The organism is Rhizobium sp. PRIMUS64, from assembly GCF_023006465.1.
Classification (GTDB): domain Bacteria; phylum Pseudomonadota; class Alphaproteobacteria; order Rhizobiales; family Rhizobiaceae; genus Rhizobium; species Rhizobium leguminosarum.
Window position 1 is genome coordinate 20,354 of sequence record NZ_JALBGX010000022.1, and the last position, 24,599, is coordinate 44,952.

General features: G+C 59.8%; 17 protein-coding genes and 1 pseudogene. 8 read left to right on the forward strand and 10 right to left on the reverse strand.

The genetic code is table 11. The features are described 5' to 3' along the window. Window positions 1–20: 20 nt before the first annotated feature. The gene (locus tag MOV76_RS11920; RefSeq protein ID WP_247264607.1) at window positions 21–500 is read right to left on the reverse strand and encodes a hypothetical protein; all 480 of its coding nucleotides are present in this window, start codon (window positions 498–500) and stop codon (window positions 21–23) included. Window positions 501–1,317: 817 nt separating this feature from the next. Next, window positions 1,318–1,713, reverse strand: coding sequence for a response regulator transcription factor (locus MOV76_RS11925; protein WP_247264583.1), 396 nt, complete (start codon window positions 1,711–1,713; stop codon window positions 1,318–1,320). Window positions 1,714–2,295: 582 nt separating this feature from the next. Between MOV76_RS11925 and MOV76_RS11930 the strand changes: the two genes are divergently transcribed. Continuing rightward, window positions 2,296–2,934 carry a response regulator transcription factor gene (locus MOV76_RS11930; RefSeq protein WP_018246394.1) on the forward strand — a complete coding sequence of 213 codons (639 nt, stop codon included), beginning with the start codon at window positions 2,296–2,298 and terminating at the stop codon, window positions 2,932–2,934. 730 nt (window positions 2,935–3,664) lie between these two features. Continuing rightward, window positions 3,665–9,187: an AAA family ATPase gene (locus MOV76_RS11935; protein ID WP_247264608.1), complete on the forward strand. Its 5,523-nt coding sequence runs from the start codon at window positions 3,665–3,667 to the stop codon at window positions 9,185–9,187. A gap of 929 nt (window positions 9,188–10,116) precedes the next feature. Here the strand turns inward: MOV76_RS11935 and MOV76_RS11940 are convergent. Next, on the reverse strand, window positions 10,117–10,257 hold the full coding sequence (locus tag MOV76_RS11940; RefSeq protein ID WP_247264584.1) for a hypothetical protein: 141 nt from the start codon (window positions 10,255–10,257) through the stop codon (window positions 10,117–10,119). A 237-nt stretch (window positions 10,258–10,494) separates the two neighbouring features. Here MOV76_RS11940 and MOV76_RS11945 point away from each other — a divergent pair, with 237 nt between their 5' ends. Continuing rightward, window positions 10,495–10,752, forward strand: a complete 258-nt coding sequence (locus MOV76_RS11945) for a hypothetical protein (RefSeq protein WP_247264585.1) — start codon at window positions 10,495–10,497, stop codon at window positions 10,750–10,752. Between the two features lie 430 nt (window positions 10,753–11,182). On the opposite strand, the gene MOV76_RS11950 is transcribed toward MOV76_RS11945, so the two are convergent. Together MOV76_RS11950 and MOV76_RS11955 are read right to left on the reverse strand one after the other, a co-directional pair. After that, window positions 11,183–11,377 carry a hypothetical protein gene (locus tag MOV76_RS11950; RefSeq protein WP_018448450.1) on the reverse strand — a complete coding sequence of 65 codons (195 nt, stop codon included), beginning with the start codon at window positions 11,375–11,377 and terminating at the stop codon, window positions 11,183–11,185. A gap of 949 nt (window positions 11,378–12,326) precedes the next feature. Then, entirely contained in the window at window positions 12,327–13,214 is an 888-nt protein-coding gene (locus MOV76_RS11955; RefSeq protein ID WP_309506174.1) for an alpha/beta hydrolase, read from the reverse strand. 297 nt (window positions 13,215–13,511) lie between these two features. Between MOV76_RS11955 and MOV76_RS11960 the strand changes: the two genes are divergently transcribed. The 3 genes from MOV76_RS11960 to MOV76_RS11970 all read left to right on the forward strand — a co-directional run bounded on the left by MOV76_RS11960 (window position 13,512) and on the right by MOV76_RS11970 (window position 17,028). Next, window positions 13,512–15,509 carry an AI-2E family transporter gene (locus MOV76_RS11960; protein ID WP_247264586.1) on the forward strand — a complete coding sequence of 666 codons (1,998 nt, stop codon included), beginning with the start codon at window positions 13,512–13,514 and terminating at the stop codon, window positions 15,507–15,509. Between the two features lie 331 nt (window positions 15,510–15,840). Next, window positions 15,841–16,119: a hypothetical protein gene (locus MOV76_RS11965; RefSeq protein WP_247264587.1), complete on the forward strand. Its 279-nt coding sequence runs from the start codon at window positions 15,841–15,843 to the stop codon at window positions 16,117–16,119. A 297-nt stretch (window positions 16,120–16,416) separates the two neighbouring features. Next, window positions 16,417–17,028, forward strand: a complete 612-nt coding sequence (locus MOV76_RS11970) for a L,D-transpeptidase (protein WP_247264588.1) — start codon at window positions 16,417–16,419, stop codon at window positions 17,026–17,028. A 233-nt stretch (window positions 17,029–17,261) separates the two neighbouring features. Here the strand turns inward: MOV76_RS11970 and MOV76_RS11975 are convergent, their stop codons facing one another. Continuing rightward, window positions 17,262–17,447: a hypothetical protein gene (locus tag MOV76_RS11975; protein ID WP_247264589.1), complete on the reverse strand. Its 186-nt coding sequence runs from the start codon at window positions 17,445–17,447 to the stop codon at window positions 17,262–17,264. 364 nt (window positions 17,448–17,811) lie between these two features. On the opposite strand from MOV76_RS11975, the pseudogene MOV76_RS11980 reads away from it, so the two are divergent. Next, window positions 17,812–18,248, forward strand: a pseudogene (locus MOV76_RS11980) (cupin). 138 nt (window positions 18,249–18,386) lie between these two features. Further along, window positions 18,387–18,728 carry an NIPSNAP family protein gene (locus tag MOV76_RS11985; protein ID WP_247264590.1) on the forward strand — a complete coding sequence of 114 codons (342 nt, stop codon included), beginning with the start codon at window positions 18,387–18,389 and terminating at the stop codon, window positions 18,726–18,728. A gap of 610 nt (window positions 18,729–19,338) precedes the next feature. On the opposite strand, the gene MOV76_RS11990 is transcribed toward MOV76_RS11985, so the two are convergent. From MOV76_RS11990 to MOV76_RS12005, 4 genes are read right to left on the reverse strand one after another with little or no spacing between them, the layout of a single operon-like run. Further along, window positions 19,339–20,709, reverse strand: a complete 1,371-nt coding sequence (locus tag MOV76_RS11990; protein WP_182565547.1) for an alpha-glucosidase/alpha-galactosidase — start codon at window positions 20,707–20,709, stop codon at window positions 19,339–19,341. A gap of 22 nt (window positions 20,710–20,731) precedes the next feature. Further along, window positions 20,732–22,399 carry an ABC transporter ATP-binding protein gene (locus tag MOV76_RS11995; RefSeq protein WP_247264591.1) on the reverse strand — a complete coding sequence of 556 codons (1,668 nt, stop codon included), beginning with the start codon at window positions 22,397–22,399 and terminating at the stop codon, window positions 20,732–20,734. A 10-nt stretch (window positions 22,400–22,409) separates the two neighbouring features. Beyond that, a complete protein-coding gene (locus tag MOV76_RS12000; RefSeq protein WP_182565546.1) occupies window positions 22,410–23,546 on the reverse strand; it encodes an ABC transporter permease in 1,137 nt (378 codons plus the stop codon). Between the two features lies 1 nt (window position 23,547). Next, complete coding sequence (locus tag MOV76_RS12005; RefSeq protein WP_026188757.1) at window positions 23,548–24,555, reverse strand: ABC transporter permease; 1,008 nt, start codon at window positions 24,553–24,555, stop codon at window positions 23,548–23,550. Window positions 24,556–24,599 lie beyond the last annotated feature (44 nt).

Genomic DNA, 24,599 nt, shown 5'->3' on the forward strand with positions numbered 1-24,599 from the left:
GATTTTCGCCGATCCGCTGATCACTTCTCGCAAAGTTTGGCCAAGTTCTTCTCCAAACTTCGCCGCAGGGCGCCAGAGATTTCAGTCTCCAGTCCTTTGACGATGTCGCCGAACCGGCCACCGGTCTTCACGATCTCGATGGAGGTGTCAGTCATCTTGCAGGTCGCCAGGTCGACCTTCAGACGAACCGCGGCGGTCGCTGAAAACCCTCCTTCGACCAGCGCTTCGGCTGAGGTCTTGCAAGCAAGAGTGCCCCGGGCGCTCGCCTCCGCGGTGTCGCCATTCACCGACAATTCCAGGTTCTCGATCTTCACGGCATCGAGCTTGTCGATGCCGACCTCCACACTGATGCCGAATTTCGACACCTTGGCCTTCAAAGACCTGCATGGCTGCGCGTCTCCGATGGCCCTCTCCAAGGCATTCGGTGCCTGGGCGTTGGCGAAGGAGCATGGCTGGAGGAGAAAGACTCCTGGCGCCAGCAGGCCCAAACAGTTCCACATCGCTTTCTCCGATTTCACCGCGTTTTCCATGGATGCATCGTAACCGTATCCCGCTCCCGCGTTGTCTCGTCGCCGTGAACTGTGATCGACAATGCGTAGATGAGCAACGGGAGTTTCAGCGCTACCTCCCATGGCGCCATCTGATTGCTGCTTCGGTCCGATTGCTGGCGCAAAGTGGCAACTTTTGCTTGGCAAAAGGCCGAACGGCCAGGTCATCCGGAAGACTGGCGTTATGACGATCGTGCTCATCGGTGACATCGTCGTTCCCGGCGACGGCATCGCTATCCGGTTTCCCGTTCAACTGTTGGTCCTGCTCGAAGTCGTCTAGGGTCGGGCATCCCGAAAGTAATGCGCATCGACGTTCTAAAGGTGAGCGCCAGTTACTACAGATGATATGCCGGCCTTGTCACGCGGGCGGTAAACTTGCACGCGGAAGGCCGCACAAGACAACAGGTCATCGATGCTGATGATCGAAAACTATCGACCGGTTTGCCCTGGAACATCATGCGTCGACGCAATCCCCTGGTGATCGGATTACGTCGCGTCCGATTTTCAGGAGGGTGGCTCTAGATTCGATGCGCCCCGACCCCTATCCTAGCGTGCCCGCGCCCGCCTAGTGGGTACAGTCCCTCACCTGACGTCCCTTCAACTGCTGCGGCGGATCGAAGCCCAGAGGTCGTGGTATCGTCGAAGCCGTCAACTGCGAGAATCCGTTGAGGGCGGCATTGAGGCTTTGACGACGGTGGCGACCGGCCGCGAGCCCCTTATACATCACGGCACGACGCATGTGAGGCTGTCCAGGACCCGGTGTGCGACCTCATGAACCGCTTCCCTCCCCGCTATTGAGAGCCAGCGCGGAACCGATGCAATCAAGCAAAACCTGTTCGCCAAACGGTTTTGTCAGGCAGCCCACGATGTCCGCGCCCAACGCCGACGCGCGCACGTTCTTTTCCGGAAAGGCGGTGATCAGAACAGTCGGAATGCTCTTGCCCAGCGCGACGAGCCGGCGATGCAGATCGAGCCCGCTCATTCCGGGCATATTGATGTCCGTCACGAGGCAGGCCGTGCGGCGGATATAAGGGAATCTCAAGAAATCATCCGCGGATGAAAAGGTTTCGGCATCAAATCCCATCGACCTCAAGAGCCCCTTGATAGCCTCCCGCATCGACTCGTCGTCGTCGACGATCGCAATCAGAGGTCTCTTGGTTGGCACTGCCGCCTCCCAACTTCGCCGATCAGCATCATGCCGAATTAGCGTTGTGGCGCGCTCGACTGGAAGATTTTAGTATTGAACGGCGACAAAGGCAGCGCAAGCTATACGATCGTATAGAGTATCTAAGACTTGCGGAACGAGCTGGGTATCTGCCCAAAAAGCGCCCGTGCTCCGATTGGAATATTCCGGCGAAGGATTTCTTATCGATTTTACGCAATGCATGCTCGATCACTCGACACAGCATCGAAAGTGCTTGAGGTTTTCTTGTCCAGCGCCGCCCGATACTTGCGGCACGCGTCCCTTGTGACGGTAGGCGCCGACCTTGTGGCATAGGCACGCCATGGCAGACTCCAGGACGTGCAAGCGCTTTTGGAGACCGCCCGCATCTAGCCTTGTGGCCGAGGTAATTATCGCGCATTCTGGTGTGCGAAGAAAAGCCGCTTCGGCACTAGCGAAGGAGAGAGGAGGAGTGTTCTCATCGCGTGACTGGCGCTGCGCTGGTTGGGCTTTGCCCGATGCTGCTGCGGTGGGGGTGGACAGAATAAATCCCAAGACGTCGATTCACTTTGAGGGCCCTGACGATTGACCGAGGCGCCAGCAACCATCATTGTCATCGATGATGACCCGGAAATCCGCGAGGCGCTTGGCAGTCTGCTGCGTTCCGTCGGCTTTGCCGTCAATCTCCTTGCTTCGGTGGGCGACTTCCTCAGGTCTGAGCGACCCGACGGACCGACCTGTCTCGTGCTCGATGTCCGGCTTCCGGGGCAAAGCGGTCTTGATTTTCAGCTCGAGCTGTCGCGAGAAAATATTCAGCTGCCGATCGTCTTCATCACCGGGCACGGCGACATTCCCATGTCCGTCCAGGCGATGAAAGGGGGCGCGGTCGAGTTCCTGACGAAACCGTTCCGAGACCAGGACTTGCTCGACGCCGTTAACGTCGGCTTGGCGCGCGACCGCGTGTGGCTTGAAAATGAAAAGGCATTGGCGACGGTGCGCGCGCGTTTCGATAGCCTGACCCCGCGGGAGCGCGAGGTGATGGCTTTGGTGGTGACCGGAAGGCCAAACAAGCAGATTGCCGGCGATCTAGGCGTGAGCGAGATTACAGTGAAGGTTCACCGCAGCCAGGTCATGCAGAAGATGGGCACCAGATCCCTGCCCGAACTCGCGCGTATGGCTGATAAGCTGATGCTCGCTCCGGGAAAGCCGCAAACGCACTCATAAAGGCCCTGGCCGCGCGTATAGGTCACCCCCACCTCATTGGTTATCGATCCTTCCTGATGGCCAATAGCCCAGGCGGGAGCCCTGCTCTATTGTGCGCGTTCCTTTCCTCCCATCCTCCCAGGCCGGATCGCCACCGATCGGCCCGCCTTGGCCTCCCACCCCCGCGGGAGGCTTCTTTTTGGCCTCAGCCCGGCAAGACACTTTCGACTCCACCGGATCGCAACCGACGGCACGACTGGGGCCCAGGACGACTTCGCCGACATGACTCGCTGAGCAGAAGCTCGCTGATGGGTATCGGTGCCGGTATTCCAAAGTATCGCGAAGGCGAAACCACAGTATAATTTCCCGTCGTCCCTTCCGTCGCTAGACTCTATCCGTTGCCTCCGGAGACAGATAGCGAATCCCCCCGTTGCTACCCACCAAGCTTCGGCGCTCCTTCATCCGAAGCTCTGCGGGTCCATGACCCGCCCGACCGCCCAGCAGCCGCTGGGCGGTCTTTCGTAGAGGCGCACCACGCATCGAACGGGCGGGTGGCCGCTCGTTGTTGGGACGAACAGGCGAGATGTGGTAAGAAGATGGCGAAGTGGTCGCGGTCGTCATATGTGCTCGCGTTGGCCAATTTGACGGGACGGATCTCCGAAACGAAAATGGCAGTGCCAGATCCGACAGGCGAGATGCCGAAGTCGGCAAGCAGGCACATCCTCTTGCTTCGGCATTGGTGGAGATGAGTTTGGAGGTTCTTTGGGAGGACGGTGATCGCGTGTTCCGGCGGGAACGGCGCCTAGGTGCCGACGGCAAGTGGAACCCGGTACTGGTCGTGCTTTCGGCCCTCGAGTACCCGACACCTTCGAGCCTCGACCATGAATATGGCTTGAAGGACGAGCTTGATTCTGCATGGGCGGTGCGACCGCTTGAGTTGGTGCGCGAAGGCGGCCAGACGATGCTGGTACTTGAAGATCCGGGCGGCGAGCCGCTCGCCCGGCGGCTCGGAACGGCGATGGAACCGGAGCTTTTCTTGCGCCTCGCGATCGGCATTGCCGCCGCGCTGGGCAAGGTCCACCAGCGCGGTCTCGTCCACAAGGACATCAAACCGGCCAATATCCTGGTAACGGGCACGGGCGCCGAGGTGCGGCTAACCGGCTTCGGGATCGCCTCGCGCCTCTCCCGCGAGCGCCAGGCCCTCGAGCCGCCCGAAGTGGTCGCCGGAACGCTTGCCTACATGGCCCCCGAACAGACCGGGCGCATGAACCGCTCGATCGATTCCCGCAGCGACCTTTATGCGCTCGGCGTGACCCTTTACGAAATGCTTACCGGGAGCCTGCCCTTTTCCGCCTCCGACCCAATGGAATGGGTGCATTGCCACATCGCACGGCAACCGACGCCGCCCAACGAGCGGGTGGCGGATGTTTCACCGGCGGTATCGGGCATCGTCATGAAGCTGCTCGCCAAGACGGCCGAGGAACGATACCAGACGGCAGCCGGCGTCGAGCACGATCTGAGGCGCTGTCTCAGCCAATGGGAAATGCGGTGCCCGACCGACGCATTCCCGCTCGGCGAACGCGATATCCCGGACCGCCTGCGGATTCCCGAGAAGCTGTACGGGCGGGACCACGAGGTCGAGACCCTGCTCACTGCCTTCGACCGCGTGGTGTTGAGCGGGGCGCCGGAGTTGGTCTTGATCTCTGGCTATTCCGGCATCGGCAAGTCGGCGGTGGTCAATGAACTACACAAAGTTCTGGTGCCGCCGCGCGGCCTGTTTGCGTCCGGCAAGTTCGATCAGTACAAGCGCGACATTCCGTATGCGACCCTGGCACAGGCTTTTCAGAGCCTTATCCGGGGGCTTCTCGCGAAGAGCGACGCTGATTTGGCACTCTGGCGCGAGACCCTGAGAGAGACGCTGGGGCCGAACGGACGGCTGATGGTCGATCTCGTCCCCGAACTGAAGCTCATCATCGGCGAGCAGCCGCCGGTGGCTGAACTTCCGGCACCGGACGCGCAACGGCGGTTCGAGCTGGTATTCCGCCGTTTCATTGGTGTCTTCGCCCAGCCCGAGCATCCGCTGGCACTGTTCCTGGATGACCTGCAGTGGCTTGACACGGCGACACTCGATCTGCTGGAAGACCTCCTGACGCGGTCGGATCTGCGACACCTGATGCTGGTTGGTGCCTATCGCGACAACGAAGTAAGCGCCGCCCATCCGCTGATGCGGACACTTCGCGCGATCAAAAGCGCCGGCGGCAATGTCGCGGAGATCACGCTTGCGCCGCTTACAAAAGGCCATCTCCGGCAGTTGATCGCGGATGCGCTCCACTGTCAGCCCGATCGTGCGGCCCCGCTCGCACAAATGATGCACGACAAGACTGGCGGCAATCCGTTCTTCGTCCGTCAGTTTCTATTTTCGCTCGCCGAGGAGGGAATGCTCACCTTCGATCATGACGCGGCATGCTGGTCCTGGGATCTCGGTCGCATTCACGCCAAGGGATACACCGACAACGTCGTGCACCTCATGGTCGGCAAGCTCGCGCGCCAGTCGCTCGAAACGCGGGAGGCGTTGCAGCAGTTCGCCTGTCTTGGAAACATCGCTGATACCACGATGCTTTCACTCGTCCTCGAGATCCCGGAGGAGCAAGTCGCCGGGGCCTTATGGCCCGCCGTCGCTCATGAGCTGCTCGAGCGGCTGCCAGACGCGTACCGGTTCGTCCACGATCGCGTTCAGGAAGCGGCCTATTCGCTGATACCGGAGGAGCGACGCGGCGAGTTGCACCTTCGCATAGGGAGACTGCTTGCGGCGAACACCGCGCCGGAGTTGATTGACGATTATGTCTTCGAGATTGTCAGCCAGCTCAATCGGGGAGCCGCGCTGATCACGTCGACCGACGAGCGCGAGCAACTGGCCGAGTTCAATCTGCTGGCTGGCAAGCGCGCCGAGGCGTCGACGGCATACGCCTCGGCGCTCAACTACTTTGTCGCCGGCACGACGCTGCTGCCGGAAGACGCGTGGGAGCGCCAGCGCCAGCTGATCTTCGCGCTTGAGCTGAACCGAGCCGAATGCGAGTTCCACCTGGGCGCGCTGCCGGACGCGGAGGAGCGGTTGGCACGGCTTTCCACTCGTGCTGTCTGCTCCGACGACCAGGCTGCCGTCGCCTGCCTGCGCATCGATCTCTATGCCGCGCTCGGTCAGACCAGTCGCTCCGCCGCGGTCGGTCTCGACTACCTGAGGCAGCATCTCGGCGTTGACTGGTCGCCGCATCCGGCCGACGAGGAGGTGCAACGAGAATACGACCGGATATGGTCGGGGCTCGGGAGCCACGCGATCGAGGAGCTCATTGACCTGCCGCTGATGAGCGACCCAGCGTCCTCCGCGACACTGGATATTCTCACGCGGCTCGTTGGGGCGGTATGGCACACGGACGCGAATCTGGCATGCATGGCAATCTGCCTAGCTGTGAACGTGAGCCTCGAGCGAGGCAACAGTGACGGCTCCTGCTACCATTATGTGTCGCTTGGCTATATTGCCGGGCCGCGCTTCGGCGACTATGAGGCCGGATTCCGGTTTGGTCAGCTAGGCTGCCGTCTGGTCGAAACGCACGACCTGAATCGCTTTCAGGCCAGGACTTACAAAGACTTCGGGGCCCACGTCATACCGTGGACGAGACATGTCCGAATCGGCCGCGACATCTTGCTGCGAGCGCTTGACATCGCCAACCAGAGCGGCGACCTCACGTTTGCCGGATACAGCCATGTCAGCTTGAACTCGAATCTGCTGGCGGCTGGCGATCCGCTTATCGAAGTGCAACGCCAAGCGGAGGTTGGCCTCGCGTTCGCGCGGGAGGTGCGGTTCCAGTTCGTTGTGGACCTCGCCAGCGCGCAGCTCGGACTCGTCCGGACACTGCGGGGGTTGACCCGGAAATTCGGCTCCTTTGATGACGACGGATTTGACGAAGTTGAGATCGAGCGCCGGTTTTCCGAAAATCCGAATCTCGCGGAAATCTGCTACTTTGTCAGAAAACTGCAAGCGCGGTTCTTTGCGGGCGACCACGAGGCGGCCGTGGATGCGTCATTGCGGGCGCAGAGACTGCCGTGGACATCGGTGGCGCATTTTGAGGAAACGCCGGAGCATCATTTCTACGGCGCCTTGGCCCGCGCCGCATGCTGCGACTCCGCCGCGGCCGAGCAGCGGGCGCGGCATACGGAGGCTCTGGTCGCCCACCACCGACAGCTTGAAATCTATGCGAAGAATTGCCCGGAGAACTTCGAGAACCGAGCAGCGCTCGTCGGCGCCGAGATAGCGCGCCTTGAAGGCCGCGAAATCGACGCGGCGCGCCTTTACGAACAAGCGATCCGCTCGGCGCGCGCAAACGGCTTCGTTCATCATGAAGCCCTCGCATATGAACTCGCCGCCCGCTTTTATGCGCGGGGAGGTTTCGAGGACTTCGCTCGTCTTTATCTCCGCAACGCGCGTGGCTGCTATCTGCGCTGGGGTGCCGACGGCAAGGTGCGACAACTCGACCAACTCTATCCCGACCTGAGAGGGGAAGAACGTGCTCCCGCTCCAACGAGCACCATTGGTGCACCGGTCGAACAACTCGATCTCGCTACCGTTATCAAAATCTCGCAAGCCGTGTCGGGAGAGATTGTTCTTCAAAAGCTGATCGACACGGTCTTGCGGACCGCCGTTGAGCAGGCGGGCGCCGAGCGCGGCCTGTTGATCCTGCCGCGTGGGGGTGAGTCACGGATCACGGCGGAGGCCACGACGGGCGGCGAAACGGTCGTGGTGCGGATGCGTGACGAGATCGTGACAGGGACAACCCTGCCGCAATCGCTCCTTCATTATGTCTTGCGCACAAACGAAAGCGTTGTTCTCGACGACGCCATGGCTCAGAGTCCATTTTCCACGGACCCCTACATTTGTCGGCACCGGGCTCGTTCCATTCTCTGTGTTCCGTTGCTCAATCAGGGCCAACCTGCCGGGGTACTCTATCTTGAGAACAACCTCGCCCCCCGGGTCTTCGCGCCGGCCCGGATCGTGGTGCTGAAGCTGCTCGCATCTCAGGCAGCGATCTCACTAGAGAATACCCGGTTGTACCGCGATCTCGCTGAACGCGAAGCCAAGATCCGTCGCCTCGTCAAGGCCAACATCATCGGGATCGTCATCTGGAATATCGAAGGTCGCATTCTGGAGGCCAACGACGCGTTCCTCCGCATGGTGGGATACGACCGAGAGGATATTGCCTCGGGTCGGCTTTGCTGGACGGACCTGACACCGGCCGAATGGCGCGACCGCGATGAACGGACCGTCGCGGAGTTGAAGATGATCGGGTCGGTCCAACCCTTCGAGAAGGAGTACTTTCGGAAAGATGGCAGCCGTCTGCCCGTGCTGATGGGCGGTGCTCTCCTAGAAGAAAGCAGGAACGAAGGTGTTTCTTTCGTCCTCGATTTGACGGAGCGCCGTCAGGCCGAAGAGGCGTTACGGGAGAGCGAGGAGGCCTTGCGCGAAGCGCTGGGGCAACTTGCCCACGCAAACCGCGTCGCCACGATGGGGCAGCTCACAGCCTCCATCGCCCATGAAGTCAATCAGCCGCTCGCCGCGTCGCTCACCAACGCCCAGGCGGCCTTGCGCTGGCTCGGTAACCGTCCGCCGAATCTCGAGGAGGTGACTCAGGCGCTCGGCCGGATTGTCGAGAATGCCAATCGAGCCGGCGATGTCATTGGCCGGATCCGTGCCTTGATCAAGAAGGAACCCCCTCGCAAGGGGCAATTCGACCTCAACGAGGCCATTCGTCACGTGATTGCCTTGACCAGCGGTGAAGTGCTCCGGCAAGGCGTCACGCTGCGGACCCAATTCGCGAGGAGCCTCCCGCCGGTGGAAGGGGATCGTGTCCAGTTGCAACAGGTGATCCTAAACCTCATCATGAACGCCATCGAGGCGATGAACGGCGTTAATGAGGAAGAGAGCGAGTTGCTGATCAGCACCGGGACAGGCTCGGGAGGCGTGGTCGTCAGGGTGCGCGACTCGGGTCCAGGCCTGGACCCGCAAAGCATGGACCGCATTTTCGAGGCTTTCTACACGACCAAATCCAGCGGCATGGGTATGGGCCTGGCGATCTCCCGTTCGATCATCGAGGCTCACGGGGGCCAGATGTGGGCCACCGCTAATGACCCTCGTGGGGCAGTGTTTCTGTTCACCCTGCCTCTAGAACGAGACGAAATCCACGCAACGCATGCCGACCAAATCACAATGCTGGGAAAATAGGACCAACAACTGGCTGAAGCTATCGCAGCCAGTGCTGCTCTCGGCGAAGTGTGAAGGCGTCGGCGGGCCTCTCTTCTCCATCGCGAGACGACCGAGGTGCCGCTGAAACTGAATTCACCTTCATGACGCGGTCAGCGGGCGAATGGAGGCAGCAGTGGAGAAGGCAACAAGCGCATCGCAAGGGGCGAAATCGTGCCACGGGAAGCTGGACGCGATGAGCAGCACTACCATGTCCGCACCAGCTAAAAGGTGCTTCGCCCCAAGCTCGATGATCCAGGTGCGGACCAAGAAACCCTATCGAAGACGCAGATCGTTTGGCTTAATGCATGGTCAAGGAACTCACTGAAGGGCAAAGATCCTCCACAAGACGGAAAAGCCCGAAGGAGTAGCACAAGAGACCGAACCGCGTCCCGGTCACAAACAGGGTAAATGCAGATCTTCCGGCGCGCAAAGCTTGTCCCCAGGGAGGCGTGATTGTTTCGCATGGCATGACGGAAAACATCATCAAATGAGCCCCAAAGGCCGTATTCGGCCATGATGAACCATCTGGCGGCACCTGGAGGGAAGAGCCCGGAGCCCAGGGCCAAGCTTTCCCATATGCGCTGGGAAACAAGGTCAACGGGACCAGATCGATTTCGATTCGGTTGAGTTCATGTGTCATGGCGTCAATCCTTGGAAGGAACGCGAAAGAACGAAGAGGAAACGGTGCGACCCGTAGGCTCCCCGGCCACCTTGTCTGGTGAAACCGCCGTCCCGACTGATCTTGATGCAGGTACTACCCCCGCTGCGTGATGAACTCCCGAGTGATTCTGATCACATAGCCGCGCGGAAGAAATGTACCCTGACCATAGCAGGACGCTGCCCGACCCGCCATTGATCTGGAGGAAGGATCGGGGTAGCGAACAGGAGGGGATAACTTATACGGAGGTTTACGAGTCCTTGATCGAAGTCGGCAAGCCGCGTGATGTCTCCGCTGGAAAGTCGACCATCACCCGCGTCGCGATGAGATGCCCTCGGCTGGAATGGGCGACCATGACGCCGATATCGCGCTCGTTTTCCGAGGGCTTCATGCTCGAAAACGAGTGGCCGAGCCTGGCATGGCTCCCTAGCGCCCGTCTGTTTGCTGCGGTCGTATAATTTCCGCATACACAAGTATGATGGTGGACCTGTACACTTTGTTTTAACGTTTGCTCATAAGTGCCGGCTTCGCCAAGCTGCTCATCCTCGCACCGGCTTCGCTGGCCATTCACTGTAAGTTGGAGCCTTGGGGGTTTTCAGGTTCCAAAACCGTTAGGGAAGGACGCAGAATGCCGACGGTATCTCCGACTCCGATCACGCCCCCGGACGAGCACGTTGTTACAGCCCGCGAGGCGCTTGAGCCCCTCTACGAAAGACTGGAGCTTCACACCGAATCCACCTTGCTTTTGGCGGCAATGGCCGCCGGATGGCCAGCCGAGGAAGCAACGAGGGCGCTGGCTGCCCTTAGATTGCAAGACGCCCTCAATATTCTTTGCCGAGCGAATTCAAGTCCAAGCATATCGATGCACGGCCCAAGGGCCGAATGAAATGGCGGTCTTCGCGAGGCCAGCAGCACGATCAAAAATGGCCGCCTCAATGGAAACGTCCTCAAGCAATTGAATTTTGGAAGAAGATGTCGCCATGGCTGCCCGGCGCGCTCTTTGACGATCGCCGAGACGATGTCTAGTTCCTGAGATCAAGGAATTCGTGGAATTCAACGGGCTGTGCGACACAGGCGTTCAAGCGGAGCTTCTAGCTTCCGCGGCGGCTCGGTCACGGGGTGATCGAAACAACGCAGGCCCGCCAGCACGTCCGATTTGACCTCAAGGAAGTGGTACAACAAGTCTCAGTCTGGTCAATCTGGCAATCCAATCCGTTTCCCGACGACGACCACCTGCTTGCGTTCCCAGGGGCGTGTAAGACAAGAGACCATTCCAAAATGGCCCAAAGCCAATAGCCTCCGATGGCCGGTTGCTTTTAAAACCGTTCGACAAAACACCAGAGGCTCACTTGGTTGCCACGATTTAGTAGATCGACCAAGTTGTCGGCCTCCTCGGCGGTGAGCATGTCCATGACAAACCCATCGATGATGGCCGCCTGTCCGCTGACTTTATCGAACACCGTCCAGTAAATATTGAGGTTCTTGCAACGGCTATATCTTTGCGATGCCATCGTGAACGGCCTCCGTGTGGTAACGACTTTGGTCAATTGTGAGCGATCTATCAGACATGACTGCCTGGCGCTCTTGGACACCCGCGAGGCTCGTGACGTCAGTCGGCAGCTCGGCAGAGGGCTCGCATTCAGCGGGTGGTAAGGGAACTCTTGCACCACAGAGAGTCGGGCCGCTCGTTGCCTTTAAGAAGGCGCTCACAGTAGAGCATTTTTGTGCGCGCTAATGAAGAGATGCGTTGGAATCAGGCATGCTATCTGTTCGTATAGCCTTCCAAAAGCTCGCATCATCCACCATTGACAACGAGCAGCACCTGGTGCTGGGGCGGGCACATAGGGGCGCTCGTAGGTCTGGATAACCACGTCGAAGCGGCTTCTGCCAGCCAAGAGCCTCGCACGTCCCGACTTCGGGTATTGTGCGTGGAATTTGGCCTTGGTGGTGACTCCCTGACAATTGCATGGTTGGTAGGTGGTAAAGTCCGGATGCCTGGTGCGACGTCCGCCCCGAACTGATTCGGCTGCGGAACTTCGCTCGTGCACGTGATGTTTCCCTGGATCTTATGGACGATCCGTAGATTGGCGGCCCTTCCGATGACCACGCCCCACCCTCCGGCGGCAGGCTTCGAACAGGCCGGGAATCAGCGTATTGACAGACTGGGACCTGGCATTGCCGCCGGTCTGGTTCGATCCGCACGGGCTGTTTGGGGGTGTGGCGATTCCTACCACACGACAAGCTCGACAGCATGGACGGTATTCCGAAATAACCTCTTTCAAACCTCCCCGCTTGCCGGAATTACAAACAACTCTCAGCGGTGCTTCAGTTGGTACAAGTGCTGTTGCCGACCGGGGCGAGGCCCGTTCCATCTGTCAGATGATCGATGCGGCGTGTCGACGGCCAGATAGATCGATGCGCCTGTGGGACTTGGAGAAAGCAGCTTGAAGAAAATCATCCTCATGCCACCAGTGTCCTCTTATTCTCCACGATGGACACGGTGTCGACGAGCAGCTCCAGCAGTTCCACACACACCTCAGTCCGGACATGATGCGGCAAATGGCCCACGCCCCTGAGCGTTTTGAAGACCGCCTGGTCGTGGTTCCGTTGGATCCACGCCGAGTGCCACCGATAGTCGATGACCCCGTCCCGGTCGCCGAAGACAACGGTTATAGGCAGGTCGGACGAGAGGCGCCCGAATGCGGCCATGTCGGCGTTGAAGGCGGACAGTTCCGCGGCCATGGTCCCGATTGTGGGCGAGGACACGATGTGGCGCGCGGGCAAGGCTGCCAAGTATTCCGGTACGGGATTTGGGGCGGCCGAGGTTCGCAGCGCGGAGCGGAAAATCACCTCCGGCCAGCGAGTGGTCATCTGGCGGCGGACGGCGGATCCGATCAGCGGCATCATCGCCGTACGCAACAGCACGAAAGGCTTGAAAGGAACTGGCCTGCAGCAAGGTGCGATCAGCAACATAGCCCTAACGAGGTCCGGCCTGCGCTGCGCGAGAAGAAGTGGCGGTGCGCAACCGATAGAATGGGCGACCAGCACGCGCGGCCCGCCCCCTATATGCTCAAGGAAGGTTTCGAGCCAGAAGGACTGCCCGAGAGGTCCCTGACTTCCGGAAGGTAGTGGAGAACTGAAGCCGTAGCCTGGGCGATCAGGTGCAATGATCCCGATGTTCTCGTGGACTTCGAAAGGAGCGACGACCTCCTCGGCAAGGCTTCCGCAGCCGTGTAAGAAAACGACCTCTGGGTGGTTCGCCCGACTTCTTCTCAACATATGGATTTTATGATCGTCGACTTGCAGAAGCTCGCCGACGCGGGGGACGTTTCCACAAGGATGCTTCATACGCGCCCAACGTACTTTTCAGTCGATTGTTCCAACTGGTAAGCGGTGGGATCCACGCCTTTTTGCGGTTGACCGGATTTAGGAAGGCACGATCGCACTTGGTAGCTCTGCAAAGAGGATCTCCTTCGTTTCGCGTTCCTCCTGCGATCCCGAACTACCGTGACCCGCCCCGGCTCGGCGCCGCTGTTTTTCGGACCCTATGCCCTAAAGCCCGTCGAGGGAGGTACGTCTCAACCATTGCCGAGGCCAATCTGCGCCCTAATTTCAAAAGACTTGGTGAGAACGACCGACACATCGATGTCTTCGAGCGACGCCAAGATCACGGAGGCGGAATTGGAAAATGACCTCGGCCCCCGCCGCGTCTATTCGACCTCGCCATCCTCCCCTTCACGCATGCCTGCCTTCGCGAGTGTACTCGCTGTTATTGCCATTCTGTATTTTGGCAAGGAAGTCCTTCTTCCTCTAGCAATCGCAGTGCTGTTGACGTTCGCGTTGGCTCCCATCTCCTCTCGCCTTCGAAAGCTTGGCATGCCTCGTATTGCGGCGGTCATAGTCACTGTCGTGATCGCTTTTCTTGTCCTCGTCCTGTTCGGGCTTGTCGTAGCGGGACACGTAGCCGAAGTCGCCCAGAACCTTCCGGCCTACCAAGGCAACATCATAGCAAAAATTCGGTCTCTCCAGGAAAGTGGAACGGATAGCGGTATTGTGCGGCGCCTGACATCAGTCGTTGAGAGCGTCGGTCGTGAGCTCAGCAACGCCGAGGAGCGCCCAGTTGCTCCCGGTACCGCATCAAGACCAAGGGAGCCTGTGCTCGTTGAGATATTCGCGCCGAGTAGACCAATTGAAACGCTGACTAGCCTGATTGGTCCGCTGCTTGGCCCCATCGCCTCATTGGGCTTGATCATCGTCGTCGTAATATTCATGCTTTTAGAGCGGGAAGAGCTTCGCGATCGCTTTATCAGGCTCGTTGGCTATGGCGATCTGCATCGCACAACAGAAGCCATTCAGGAGGCAGGTAGCCGCGTCGCGCGGTATCTTCTTATGCAGCTGGTGGTGAACTGCGCCTACGGCGTCCCATTGGCGCTCGGACTATGGGCGGTTGGCATTCCAAATCCAGCGCTCTGGGGGATGCTAGCCATCGTCCTTCGATTTGTCCCTTATATCGGGCCTGTAATCGCGACGGTTCTGCCGCTGTTCCTGGCCTTTGCAGTTGACCCTGGCTGGAGCCTTGTTCTGTGGGTGGGGGCCATCTTCCTCGTGCTGGAATTGACCAGCAACAACGTCATCGAGCCCTGGCTCTATGGTTCTCGTACCGGCCTCTCTCCGCTGGCAATCATCGTCGCGGCGATTTTTTGGGCATGGCTGTGGGGACCAGTCGGTCTTGTGCTGTCCACGCCGCTGACCGTGTGTCTTGCAGTGTTGGGCCGGTATGTCCCGCAGTTCGAATTCCTTGAGGTCGTTTTTGGTAGTGACCCGGTGCTCGATCCCAAGGAGCGGCTGTACCAGCGGCTTCTTGCCGGCGATCCCGATGAGGCGACCGACTACGCTGAGGAATTCCTCGAGGAGGATTATCTGGAGGATTACTATGGCAAGGTTGCCATTCCCGCCCTTCTACTCGCGGAGAAGGACAGGCGTCGAGGCGTCTTGACCGCGGAGCAGATGGAACAGGTGTTTGGGACCGCCATCACACTGGTCTCGAACCTCGCGGAAATCGCGGAGGAAGAAGAGCAGGAAGAGGAAGAGGAAGAGGAACAGAAGGAGACGGAAGCGGCAGGTCGGCCCAGCACCCCTCCCAAGGAAGGGAATGGGGATGAAAGCGAACTACCTGACGGACGGGGCAAGACCGTCTTTTGCGTCGGAGGTAGGGGCCCGCTCGACGATGCGTCGGCTGCGATGCTTGCCCAGATTCTTCAGGTACAGGGAGCCGAGGTGGTCGCAGCGAGGCATTCTGACATCCCCAATCGCCGCGCCATGAGCCTCGTTCCGAAACAATCGAACGCCATCGTAGTTTGCTTCCTCAACGAGGACTCGGCAAGGCACGCCACCATACTTGTTCGTCGGTTCAAGCGCATATACCCAGCCATTCGCGTCGGCGCGGTTCTTTGGGTGGAAAACCAGGAGGAAAGGCAGCCGCCCGCGCTTGGGGAGGCGGATTTCGTTGCCACAACCTTGACCTCGGCTGCCCGCGAGGCACTCGCCGATGCACCACCATCATTGGTGACGCCCGCGCGCAAGATCCGTACCAGGCGGCCCTCGAACAAGACGGGCATAGCCGCCGCGCGCGCTGAGATTTAGGTGTCCAGTGGCCGATCAGGCGGCCATAAGATGCGCCCTGTCAGTCGGCAAGACCAAGCTAACAATAGTGAGCAAATCGTGGGCGGTTCCCGAAGCAGGAAAGCCTACCACCGTACGTCAAGCACATGCGCCAGTGGTCAGAGCATATGGTCCATCTGCGGCACAGCCACCGGCCATTCGCCAGGATGACGCTTGATGAACGCGGATGCAGGCGGATCACCGCCAATACGTGACGTAAGCGCCGGCGGCAAACGGCGGCGCTTACCGCAGGTGCGTAGTGTGGAACCGGATTTCTGTTCAAGTGTTCCTCTCGATCAGCAGGGAGCTTCCAATGACATACGTCGCATCACCAAGCTACGACCGTAACGACCCCAGTCGCGTTTCGAACCTCCGTCAGTGCCTGGAGACCGCCAGACGCCGCCTGGATGAGACTTCGCATGCGTCGGAAACCGAGAAAATCGCGACGCTTGTGGCTTCCGCCATCGAGGCGGGTTGGGAAGACGATGAAGTGCGCGAGGCACTTAGCCCCGGTGACGAGCAACAAAACAAAATGTTTGAACAGGAACCACCTGTGCGAACTATCGGAGTGGTTCCCTCCTCATCTTTCTAATGACAGTCGTTGGTATGGTAGTCCGGTTTTGATCAGAGGACGAAGGATAGCGCGCCATCGGGAGGAGGCTGACGACGCGCTGCATATGACCATCGGGTTCGACCGGTGAACTTAGGCCGCGATGCATTTTGAAATTTGCCTATATCGCTTGGTCACCATTCCGCTTTATTGAAGCAGACAGGAACTCAGCGGTTGATGGGAGCGACGAGTGATCACCGTGGAATCCAGACTGAACCCGCCATTGTACCGCCACACAATTCCGCCCAATCAGGCTGTATAACAGACGGATTGCGTAAAATGAGATTGATGGCTCTCCTTGTTGCGGCCCTTTTGCTGACGCCCATACTTGCCCAGGCCCAAGTTTATGACCCGTATGACGGATACGACGAATATGGGGGCTACGACTATGATGATCCCTACAGTCCGTATCCCCCTCCTCCCTACTACGAGCCAGAGCCTGGCTATCGGGAACCTTTGCAAGAACGTCGGGAGCCATCGCCGCGAATTAGAAGGGGAACCGTCGTCATCGCCACGCGTGAGCACACTCTGATTTACACGACCGCACAGGGCGAACAGTTCGCCTACCCCATCGCAGTCGGCCGCGAAGGCAAGCAATGGTACGGCACGACGCGGGTGGTGTCGAAACGATTGCATCCCGAATGGCGACCCACGGCCAGCATGCGGCAGAAGAACCCACGGCTTCCGGCCGTCGTGAAACCCGGCCCCGCAAATCCGCTCGGAACTCGCGCGATCTACCTTGCCGACGGACTGCTGCGCATCCACGGCACCAACGACCCCTCCTCCATCGGCACCAATGCATCGAGCGGATGCTTTCGGATGTACCGCGAGGACGTCGAGGAGCTTTACGATATGGTTCAGCCGGGGACCCGGGTGATCGTCCAGCGGTGATCGAATATCACTTGACCGAACTGTCCCGTCATTTCCATTTCGCTGACCACTGACGAAGTTCCGCCTTCGCCTTTTCAGGCCATGTCTTCACGGGCGGGTTCACCTTGATTTTCTGGCCGGACGGTTTCCAGGCAGAAAGGTCCGCAACGCCGGAGTGCAAGGTATGAGCTTGTCTCCGAAAGGGCCGAGCGGACCATCAATTCGTGGATTTTGTGCTTTCGGGAAGGAAACCACTAACGGCGATCCCTCCCACGCATATCCGCTTCCGACGAGGTTCCGACAGCTACCCCGACCCCATCGACAACATGCGTCTCATCGACGTCGACATAGTAATTCTTCAGGACCTCTCGGTCGTCGATTTTCGGGCTATCGTGGCCATCGCTCCCTTTGGTGATGACGACGTGGTGGTCGAAGCGCATGTCTAAACTGCCTGCCACAGCATGGCTGTATGGTGAAAGTGCAATAGACGGCGCTAACACCAAGACGAAGGCATTTCACCAGATCACGTTCCCGCCCCAAATGCATCTTGTTGTGACTTATCAGATTGACAATCCGAGACCAAATGAGGCCCGGCATAGGGGCGCCCTTGCGCATCAGTCGGAATGCGGCCTCTTCGAAACTGCGGCACGCCAAGGAACCGCTGGTGATCGCCAAAGTTTAACTTTTGAGAACATCATCGCAGATGAGTTCAATGGAAACGCTGCATAAGAGTTGGGGGGACAACGTCGACGGCTTGATGGCCGTCGGCTGGCGGCAATTGACAACTCGCCTGGGAATTTCAACATGAACATCGAGACGATATTTTTCAAGCCGGGCGACTGGGTCCCGAACAATCCGCATCTTCCTGTATTGCTTTACAGAGGGCTCTTTGCTGACGCGGAACCTACTGATTTCGGCCGTCGTTTCGCTGCAAACGGTTGGATAGGCATCTGGATAAACGGTGTCTTGGCAGCGCCAAGCTGTTGATCGGCGGTCCCGACGGTCAAGAGCTTGATGTGGTAGCGGGAGACTGCCTTGTACTTCCAGCCGGAACAGGGCACCGAAATCTCGGCTGCACGTCGGACTTCCAGGTGGTAGGCGCTTATCCTAAGGGACAGTATGCCGACATTCAGACGTCGGCTCCCTCAAGGCAAATGCTGGCGAAAATCTCGTCAGTCCCCCTACCCCACACCGACCCCGTCCAAGGATCGTCAGGATTTCTCACGGAGAAATGGCGGTAGTCATCGGGCACAGTGCCCGATTTCGCAGTCTGCCGCAGGATTAAGAACAAGCGCCCGACAAGCGGATACGCGGCCCCTCGCTTTTTCCAGCGCTGAACGATATTCACGATCTAGCCTGACTAACATGAGGAGCATCCGATGATCCACGAATTGCGCATCTATACATGTCTGCCGGGGAGGCTGCCGGCACTGCAGCAGCGTTTTGAGACCGCGACGCTGGCGATCTGGGACCGACTCGCCATCCGCTCACTCGGTTTCTGGACGACGATGATCGGTTCTTCCAGCAACGATCTGACCTACCTGCTCGAATGGCGGTCGCTGGCGGAGCGCGAGCAGAAGTGGGCCGAGTTCGTGGCCGATCGCGAGTGGCAGGAAGCGAGGGCAAAGAGCGAGGCGGATGGGCAGATCGTTGCCAACATCGCCAGTTCGCTGCTGCAGCCGACGAGCTTTTACCGCGGCTTCTCCAAGCCGTCGGAATAACGGGCGGAAACGCAGCACGCAATTGATTGGGAAGTCTTTTCGGCGTGATTCGGCGTCGAATATTGGGGTTTTGATGCAGTTGTAACGATGCTGCTTTGCTGGTTTCCACCAAGGAGTCAGCCTGACGAGCACTAAGTTTCGCCTTTCTGATTTGGTACATGCTGGTTTCATCGCCGAACGCATTCCACACATTGACGACGAGACCTGCATCTTGCTTTCTCGAGCCGGCGCTAACCGCGTCATGTCCGGCATGCGGACAAATGTCGCGAACGGGTTCGAAGCTGCGATTGCCGCCAGGTCGCGGACCTCCCCCTGTCGGGACGGCGCTGTCAGGCTTCTCATGCGCACGCGGAGGTTCACCTGTGACGCGGTGCTCTGCGGCAGGCAGAGATTCGCCGAGCGGTTCGGCGATGTGCTACCTCCCTACGCCAGACGAACCCGACGTCTCGAGCATCTCGTCCGCCATCTGGCCCTCGCGCTTGGAGGACGCCCGGCGGCGCGTTTTGCTTCAGCTGCTCATGCTTCCCGTCAGCAACGACACCTTGCTCAAAAAAAGCCCCGCGGTTGTTGCGACCGCGGGGCTTCTTGACGCCTCACCTGGGAGAGGGGGTCAGGCGGCCTGTACCTTGCGAGCCGTGCGTGCCCATTCGGGCAGCCAGTCGCCGTGGGTGGCGAGCAGATCGTCGACCAGCGACCAGATCTGGTCGAGGTCGAGTTCGGCCGCCGTATGCGGGTCCATCATCGCGGCGTGATAGATATGCTCGCGATTTTCCGTCATCAGCGCCTGCACCGTCAGTTCCTGGACGTTGATATTGGTGCGGATCAGCGCCGTTAGCTGCGGCGGCAGGTCGCCGATGAACGTCGGCTGGATGCCGGAGGCATCGACAAGGCAGGGCACCTCGGCGGCGCAATTGGCGGGCAGCGAGGTGATGCAGCCATTGTTGCGGACATTGCCGTAGATGACCGAGGGCTCGCCGGTCCAGACCGAATTGATGATCGAGGAGGCATATTCCTTCGACGGCGCGACCTCGATCTTGTCGGCTGAACGATAGGCCTCCGCCTGCCCTTTCCAGCGCTCGATCTGCTCGATGCAGCGTTTCGGATATTCATCGAGCGGAATGCCGAATTTCTCGATCAGGTCCTCGCGACCCTCCTTGATGAAATAGGGCGTATATTCGGCGAAATGCTCCGAGCTTTCGGTGACGAAATAGCCGAGCCGCGTCAGCATCTCGTAGCGCACCTTGTTCGGGCAGCGCGGGTTCCAGCCGGGCTTCGGCGCCCTGCCCTCGCGATAGGCGCGCAGCAGGTCGGGATAGAGGTTGCGGTAGGAACCGTCCGGCTGGTGATGCTCGAATTTGAGATAGAAGGCCATGTGGTTGATGCCGGCCGCCCGGTAGCGGATTTCCTCGTAGGGAATGTCGAGGTCATGGGCCAGTTCCATCGCCGTGCCCTGCACCGAGTGGCAGAGGCCGACCTGGCGAATGGTCGGATATTTCTCTGATATCGCCCAGGTGTTGATCGCCATCGGGTTGACATATTGCAGCATGATCGCCTCGGGGCAGACGGCGAGCATGTCTTCGCAGACCTTCCAGAGATGCGGCACGGTGCGCAAGCCGCGCATGATGCCGCCGACGCCGAGCGTATCGGCGATCGTCTGCCGCAGCCCGTATTTCTTCGGCACTTCGAAATCGGTGACCGTGCAGGGTTCGTAACCGCCGATCTGGAAAGCGACGACGACGAAATCGGCGCCGGCAAGCGCCTTGCGCTGGTCGGAATAGGTCTCGGCCTTCGCCTTCACGCCGAGCGTCGAGATCAGCTTGTTGACGACGACGGCGCTTTCCTCAAGCCGCTGCGGATTGAGATCCATCAAGGCGATCGTCGCGCCCGACAGAGCCGGACGCTGCAGCACATCGCCAACGATGTTCTTCATGAAGACGGTGGAGCCAGCTCCGATGAAAGTGATTTTGGGATTTCTTGCCATTATAACCTCCGGCATTCGGCAATCATGCTACCTCGAAAGCGGCCTTGACGAGCCGTTCGGTGTAGGCGGTCTTGGGATGGGATAGAACTTCGTTGACGGGTCCTTCTTCGACGATCTTGCCATGCTGCATGACGATGACGCGATGGCAAAGCGCCCTGACGACCTTGAGATCGTGAGAGATGAAGAGGTAACTCAGGCCGCGCTCGTCCTGCAGCTTGCGCAGGAGTTCGATGATCTGCGCTTGGACGGAAAGGTCGAGTGCCGATGTCGGCTCGTCGAGCAGGATAAATTCCGGCTCCAGCGCGATGGCGCGGGCAATGGCTATGCGCTGGCGCTGGCCGCCGGAAAATTCGTGCGGGAAACGCGACAGGATATTGCCCGGCATGCCGGCGGCGACAAGCGCCTCGCGCACCCGGTCCTGCCGTTCGGCCTTGGTCGCGCCCAGCCTGTTGACGACGAGCCCTTCCTCGATGATCTGGCCGATCGTCATCCGCGGGTTGAGCGATGAGAACGGGTCCTGGAACACCACCTGCATGCGGGCGCGCAAGGGCCGCATCTCGGCTCTGGAAAGGCCGTGGATCGGCTGATGGTCGAAATGGATCTGGCCGCTATCGGGCGTGTTCAGGCGTAGGATCGCTTGGCCGAATGTCGTCTTGCCGGAGCCGGATTCGCCGACGAGGCCGAGCGTCTCGTGACGGCGCAGCGTCAGATCGAGGCTGTCCACGGCGACAAGCTCACGCATCGCCGGCTTGAGAAAGGTTCCGTGACGCATCATGAAGGAGACACGCACGCCCTTGGCATCGAGGATGACATCCGATCCCTCCGGCAGCGGATTGGCCTGGCCACGCGGCTCGGAGGCAAGCAGATGCTTGGTATAGGTGTCCTGCGGATTGGCAAACAGCGCTTCGGTGGTGTTGTGCTCGCGCACTTCACCGTACTGCATCACATAGACGTAATCCGAGAACTGCCGCACCACGGTCAGGTCATGGGTGATGAGGATGACGGCCATCCCCAGTTCCTTCTGCAGGTTGCGGATCAGGTTCAGGATCTGCGCCTGCACGGTCACGTCGAGCGCCGTCGTCGGCTCGTCGGCGATCAGCACATCAGGATCGTTGGCAAGCGCCATGGCGATCATCACGCGCTGGCGCTGGCCGCCGGAAAGCTGATGCGGATATTGCATGAGCCGCGCGGCGGGATCGGGGATCTGCACATGTTCGAGCAGTTCGAGCGCCCGCTTTTGCGCATCCCTCTTGCTGATCCGGCGATGCACGCGGATCGCTTCGACGATCTGGCTGCCGATCGTATAGATCGGGTTCAGCGAGCTCATCGGCTCCTGGAAGATCATCGAGATGCGGTCGCCGCGCAGCTTGCGGCGCGCCCGCTCGGAAAATTTCAGGATGTTGCTGCCGTCATAGGCGACCGTCGATTTCTCGGAGACGACGGCGCGCTTCGACAAGAGCCCCATGACCGTTCGCGCCGTTACCGATTTGCCCGAACCGGATTCGCCGACGATCGCGATGGTCTCGCCGCGATAGAGCTGGAAGGAGACGTCCTTGACGGCTTCGACCATACCGTCTTCGACCTTGAAATTCACCGCCACATTGCGGGCGTCGATAATAGGCGTGTCCGAACGGCCATCATGGTCGTGGCGGACGGGCGGGGCGAAGGAATTGACCAGTGCAAGAGCCATATCAATCACCTCAATAAGGATCGACCGCGTCGCGCAATCCGTCGCCGAGCGCATTGAATGCGAAGACGGTGACGAGCACGAAGCCGACGGGGGAGAGAATCCAGGGATAGGAGCCGATGACCGAATAGGTCGCCGTATCCTGCAGCATCAGCCCCCAGGAAATCAGCGGCGGCTTGACGGCAAAGCCGAGGAATCCCAGGAAGGATTCCAGCAGCACGACGCTCGGTATATGCAGCGTCACCGCGACGATGACGTGGCTCATCACGTTCGGGAAGATGTGCTGCATGATGATGCGCGTGTCGGTGGCGCCGACGGCCATTGCCGCCCGGACATAGTCGATGCGGGCAAGTGCTAAGGTCTTGCCGCGCACCTCGCGCGACATCTGCGCCCAGCCGAGCGCCGACATCACGGCGATGACAAAGGCAAGGAAGACGTTGGTCGGCGCCGTCACCGGGATCAGCGAGGTCAGCGCCAGATAGAGCGGCAGTTGTGGGAAGGCGAGCACCAATTCGACGAAACGCTGCAACCAGATATCGAATGTGCCGCCGAAATAACCGGACACCATTCCGACGGTCGTGCCGATGATGGTGACGATGAAGACCACCGTCAGGGCAATCGTCAGCGAGATGCGCGAGCCGATGATGGCGCGTGACAGCACATCGCGGCCGAACTTGTCGGTGCCGAGGAAATGCACCGGCTGGCCATCGGTCGAGCCGAAGAAGTGCCGGCTGGCCGGGATCAGGCCGAAAAGCCGGTATTCAGCGCCCTTGACGAAGAAGCCGAGCAGCCGCGGATTGTCGTAGTCGATGCCGACGATCGGCTGGAAGGTGACGGGGTCGAGCTCTTCGGAATCGGAGAGCGCATAGACACGCGGCTGGAAGACGAAATTGCCGTCCTTGTCGTGGAAGCTCATTACCTGCGGCGGCGCAAAGCCGACATCGGTCGCCTTGGGGTCCATCGGCGCAAAGAAATCGGCAAAGATCGCCATGACGATCAGGAGCACAACGAGCACGAGCCCTGCCATGCCGGTCCAGGAGCGCCTCAGCCGGCGCCAGACAAGGGCGATATAGCTTTCATGGCCACGCGATGGCTTGTTGATGGAAAGGTCTGTGGTCGGCGGAGGGGGCGCGGAGTCGAAAGCCAGCATCTCAGGCTCCTCCATATTGGCGGACACGGGGATCGAGCAGGGCGAGCAGCATGTCGGCGATGATGTTGCCGACGATCAGCGTCGCCGATAGCACCATCATGAAGGTGGCGGTGACATAGACGTCGCCGACCGCCATCGAGCCGACGATCGCCGGGCCGACGGTCGGCAAAGCGAAGATGATCGCGGTTTCGATCTCGCCGGTCAGCATGTAGGGCAACACGACGCCCTGATACATCACCAGCGGGTGCAGCGCGTTCGGCACCGCATGGCGCATCACCACGGCTGCGCCGGAAAGCCCCTTGGCCTTGGCCGTCTCGACATATTGGGCATTCAGCGTATCGAGCAGATTGCCGCGCATGACGCGCATATTATAGGCGAGCCCACCGAAGGTGGCGATCGCCACGACCGGCCAGACATGGTGAACCAGATCGACAAATTTCGCCCACGACCAGGGCGCCCCGCCATATTGCGGCGAGAAGAAGCTGCCGATTTCGGAGACGTTAAGCTGGAAAACCAGGAGATAGACGATAATCAGCGCCATCAGGAAGCGCGGCACCGTCATGCCGAGGAAGGAAATCCCCGAAAGCAGGCTGTCGATCCAGCTGTATTGGCGCGTCGCCGCCCAGATGCCGAAGCCGATGCCGAGCACCGAGGCGAAGAGGTGGCAGACGAGCGCCAGAAGCAATGTCCGCGGCAGGCGTTCACCGACGACATCGGCGACCGGCTTGTTGTAAAACATGCTGTAGCCGAAATCACCGCGGGTCACGATCCCGCCGATCCAGTTGACGTATTGGACGACCAGCGGCTTATCGAGTCCGTGTTCGACCCGGTAGAGCTGCGCCTGCGCTTCGGCCTGGGCATAGGATGCGCCGCCCTGGTTGATCAGCTGGGATCTTATATAATCGGCGTAGTCGCCGGGTGGTGCCTGGATGATCGCGAAGGTCACCACACTCAGGATGAAGAGAATGGGGATCGCAGAGGCTATGCGCACGAGCAGGAATCGTAACATCGAACGGTTCGCTTCTCCTTGCCGCCAGTCGCTCCTTGTCAGCG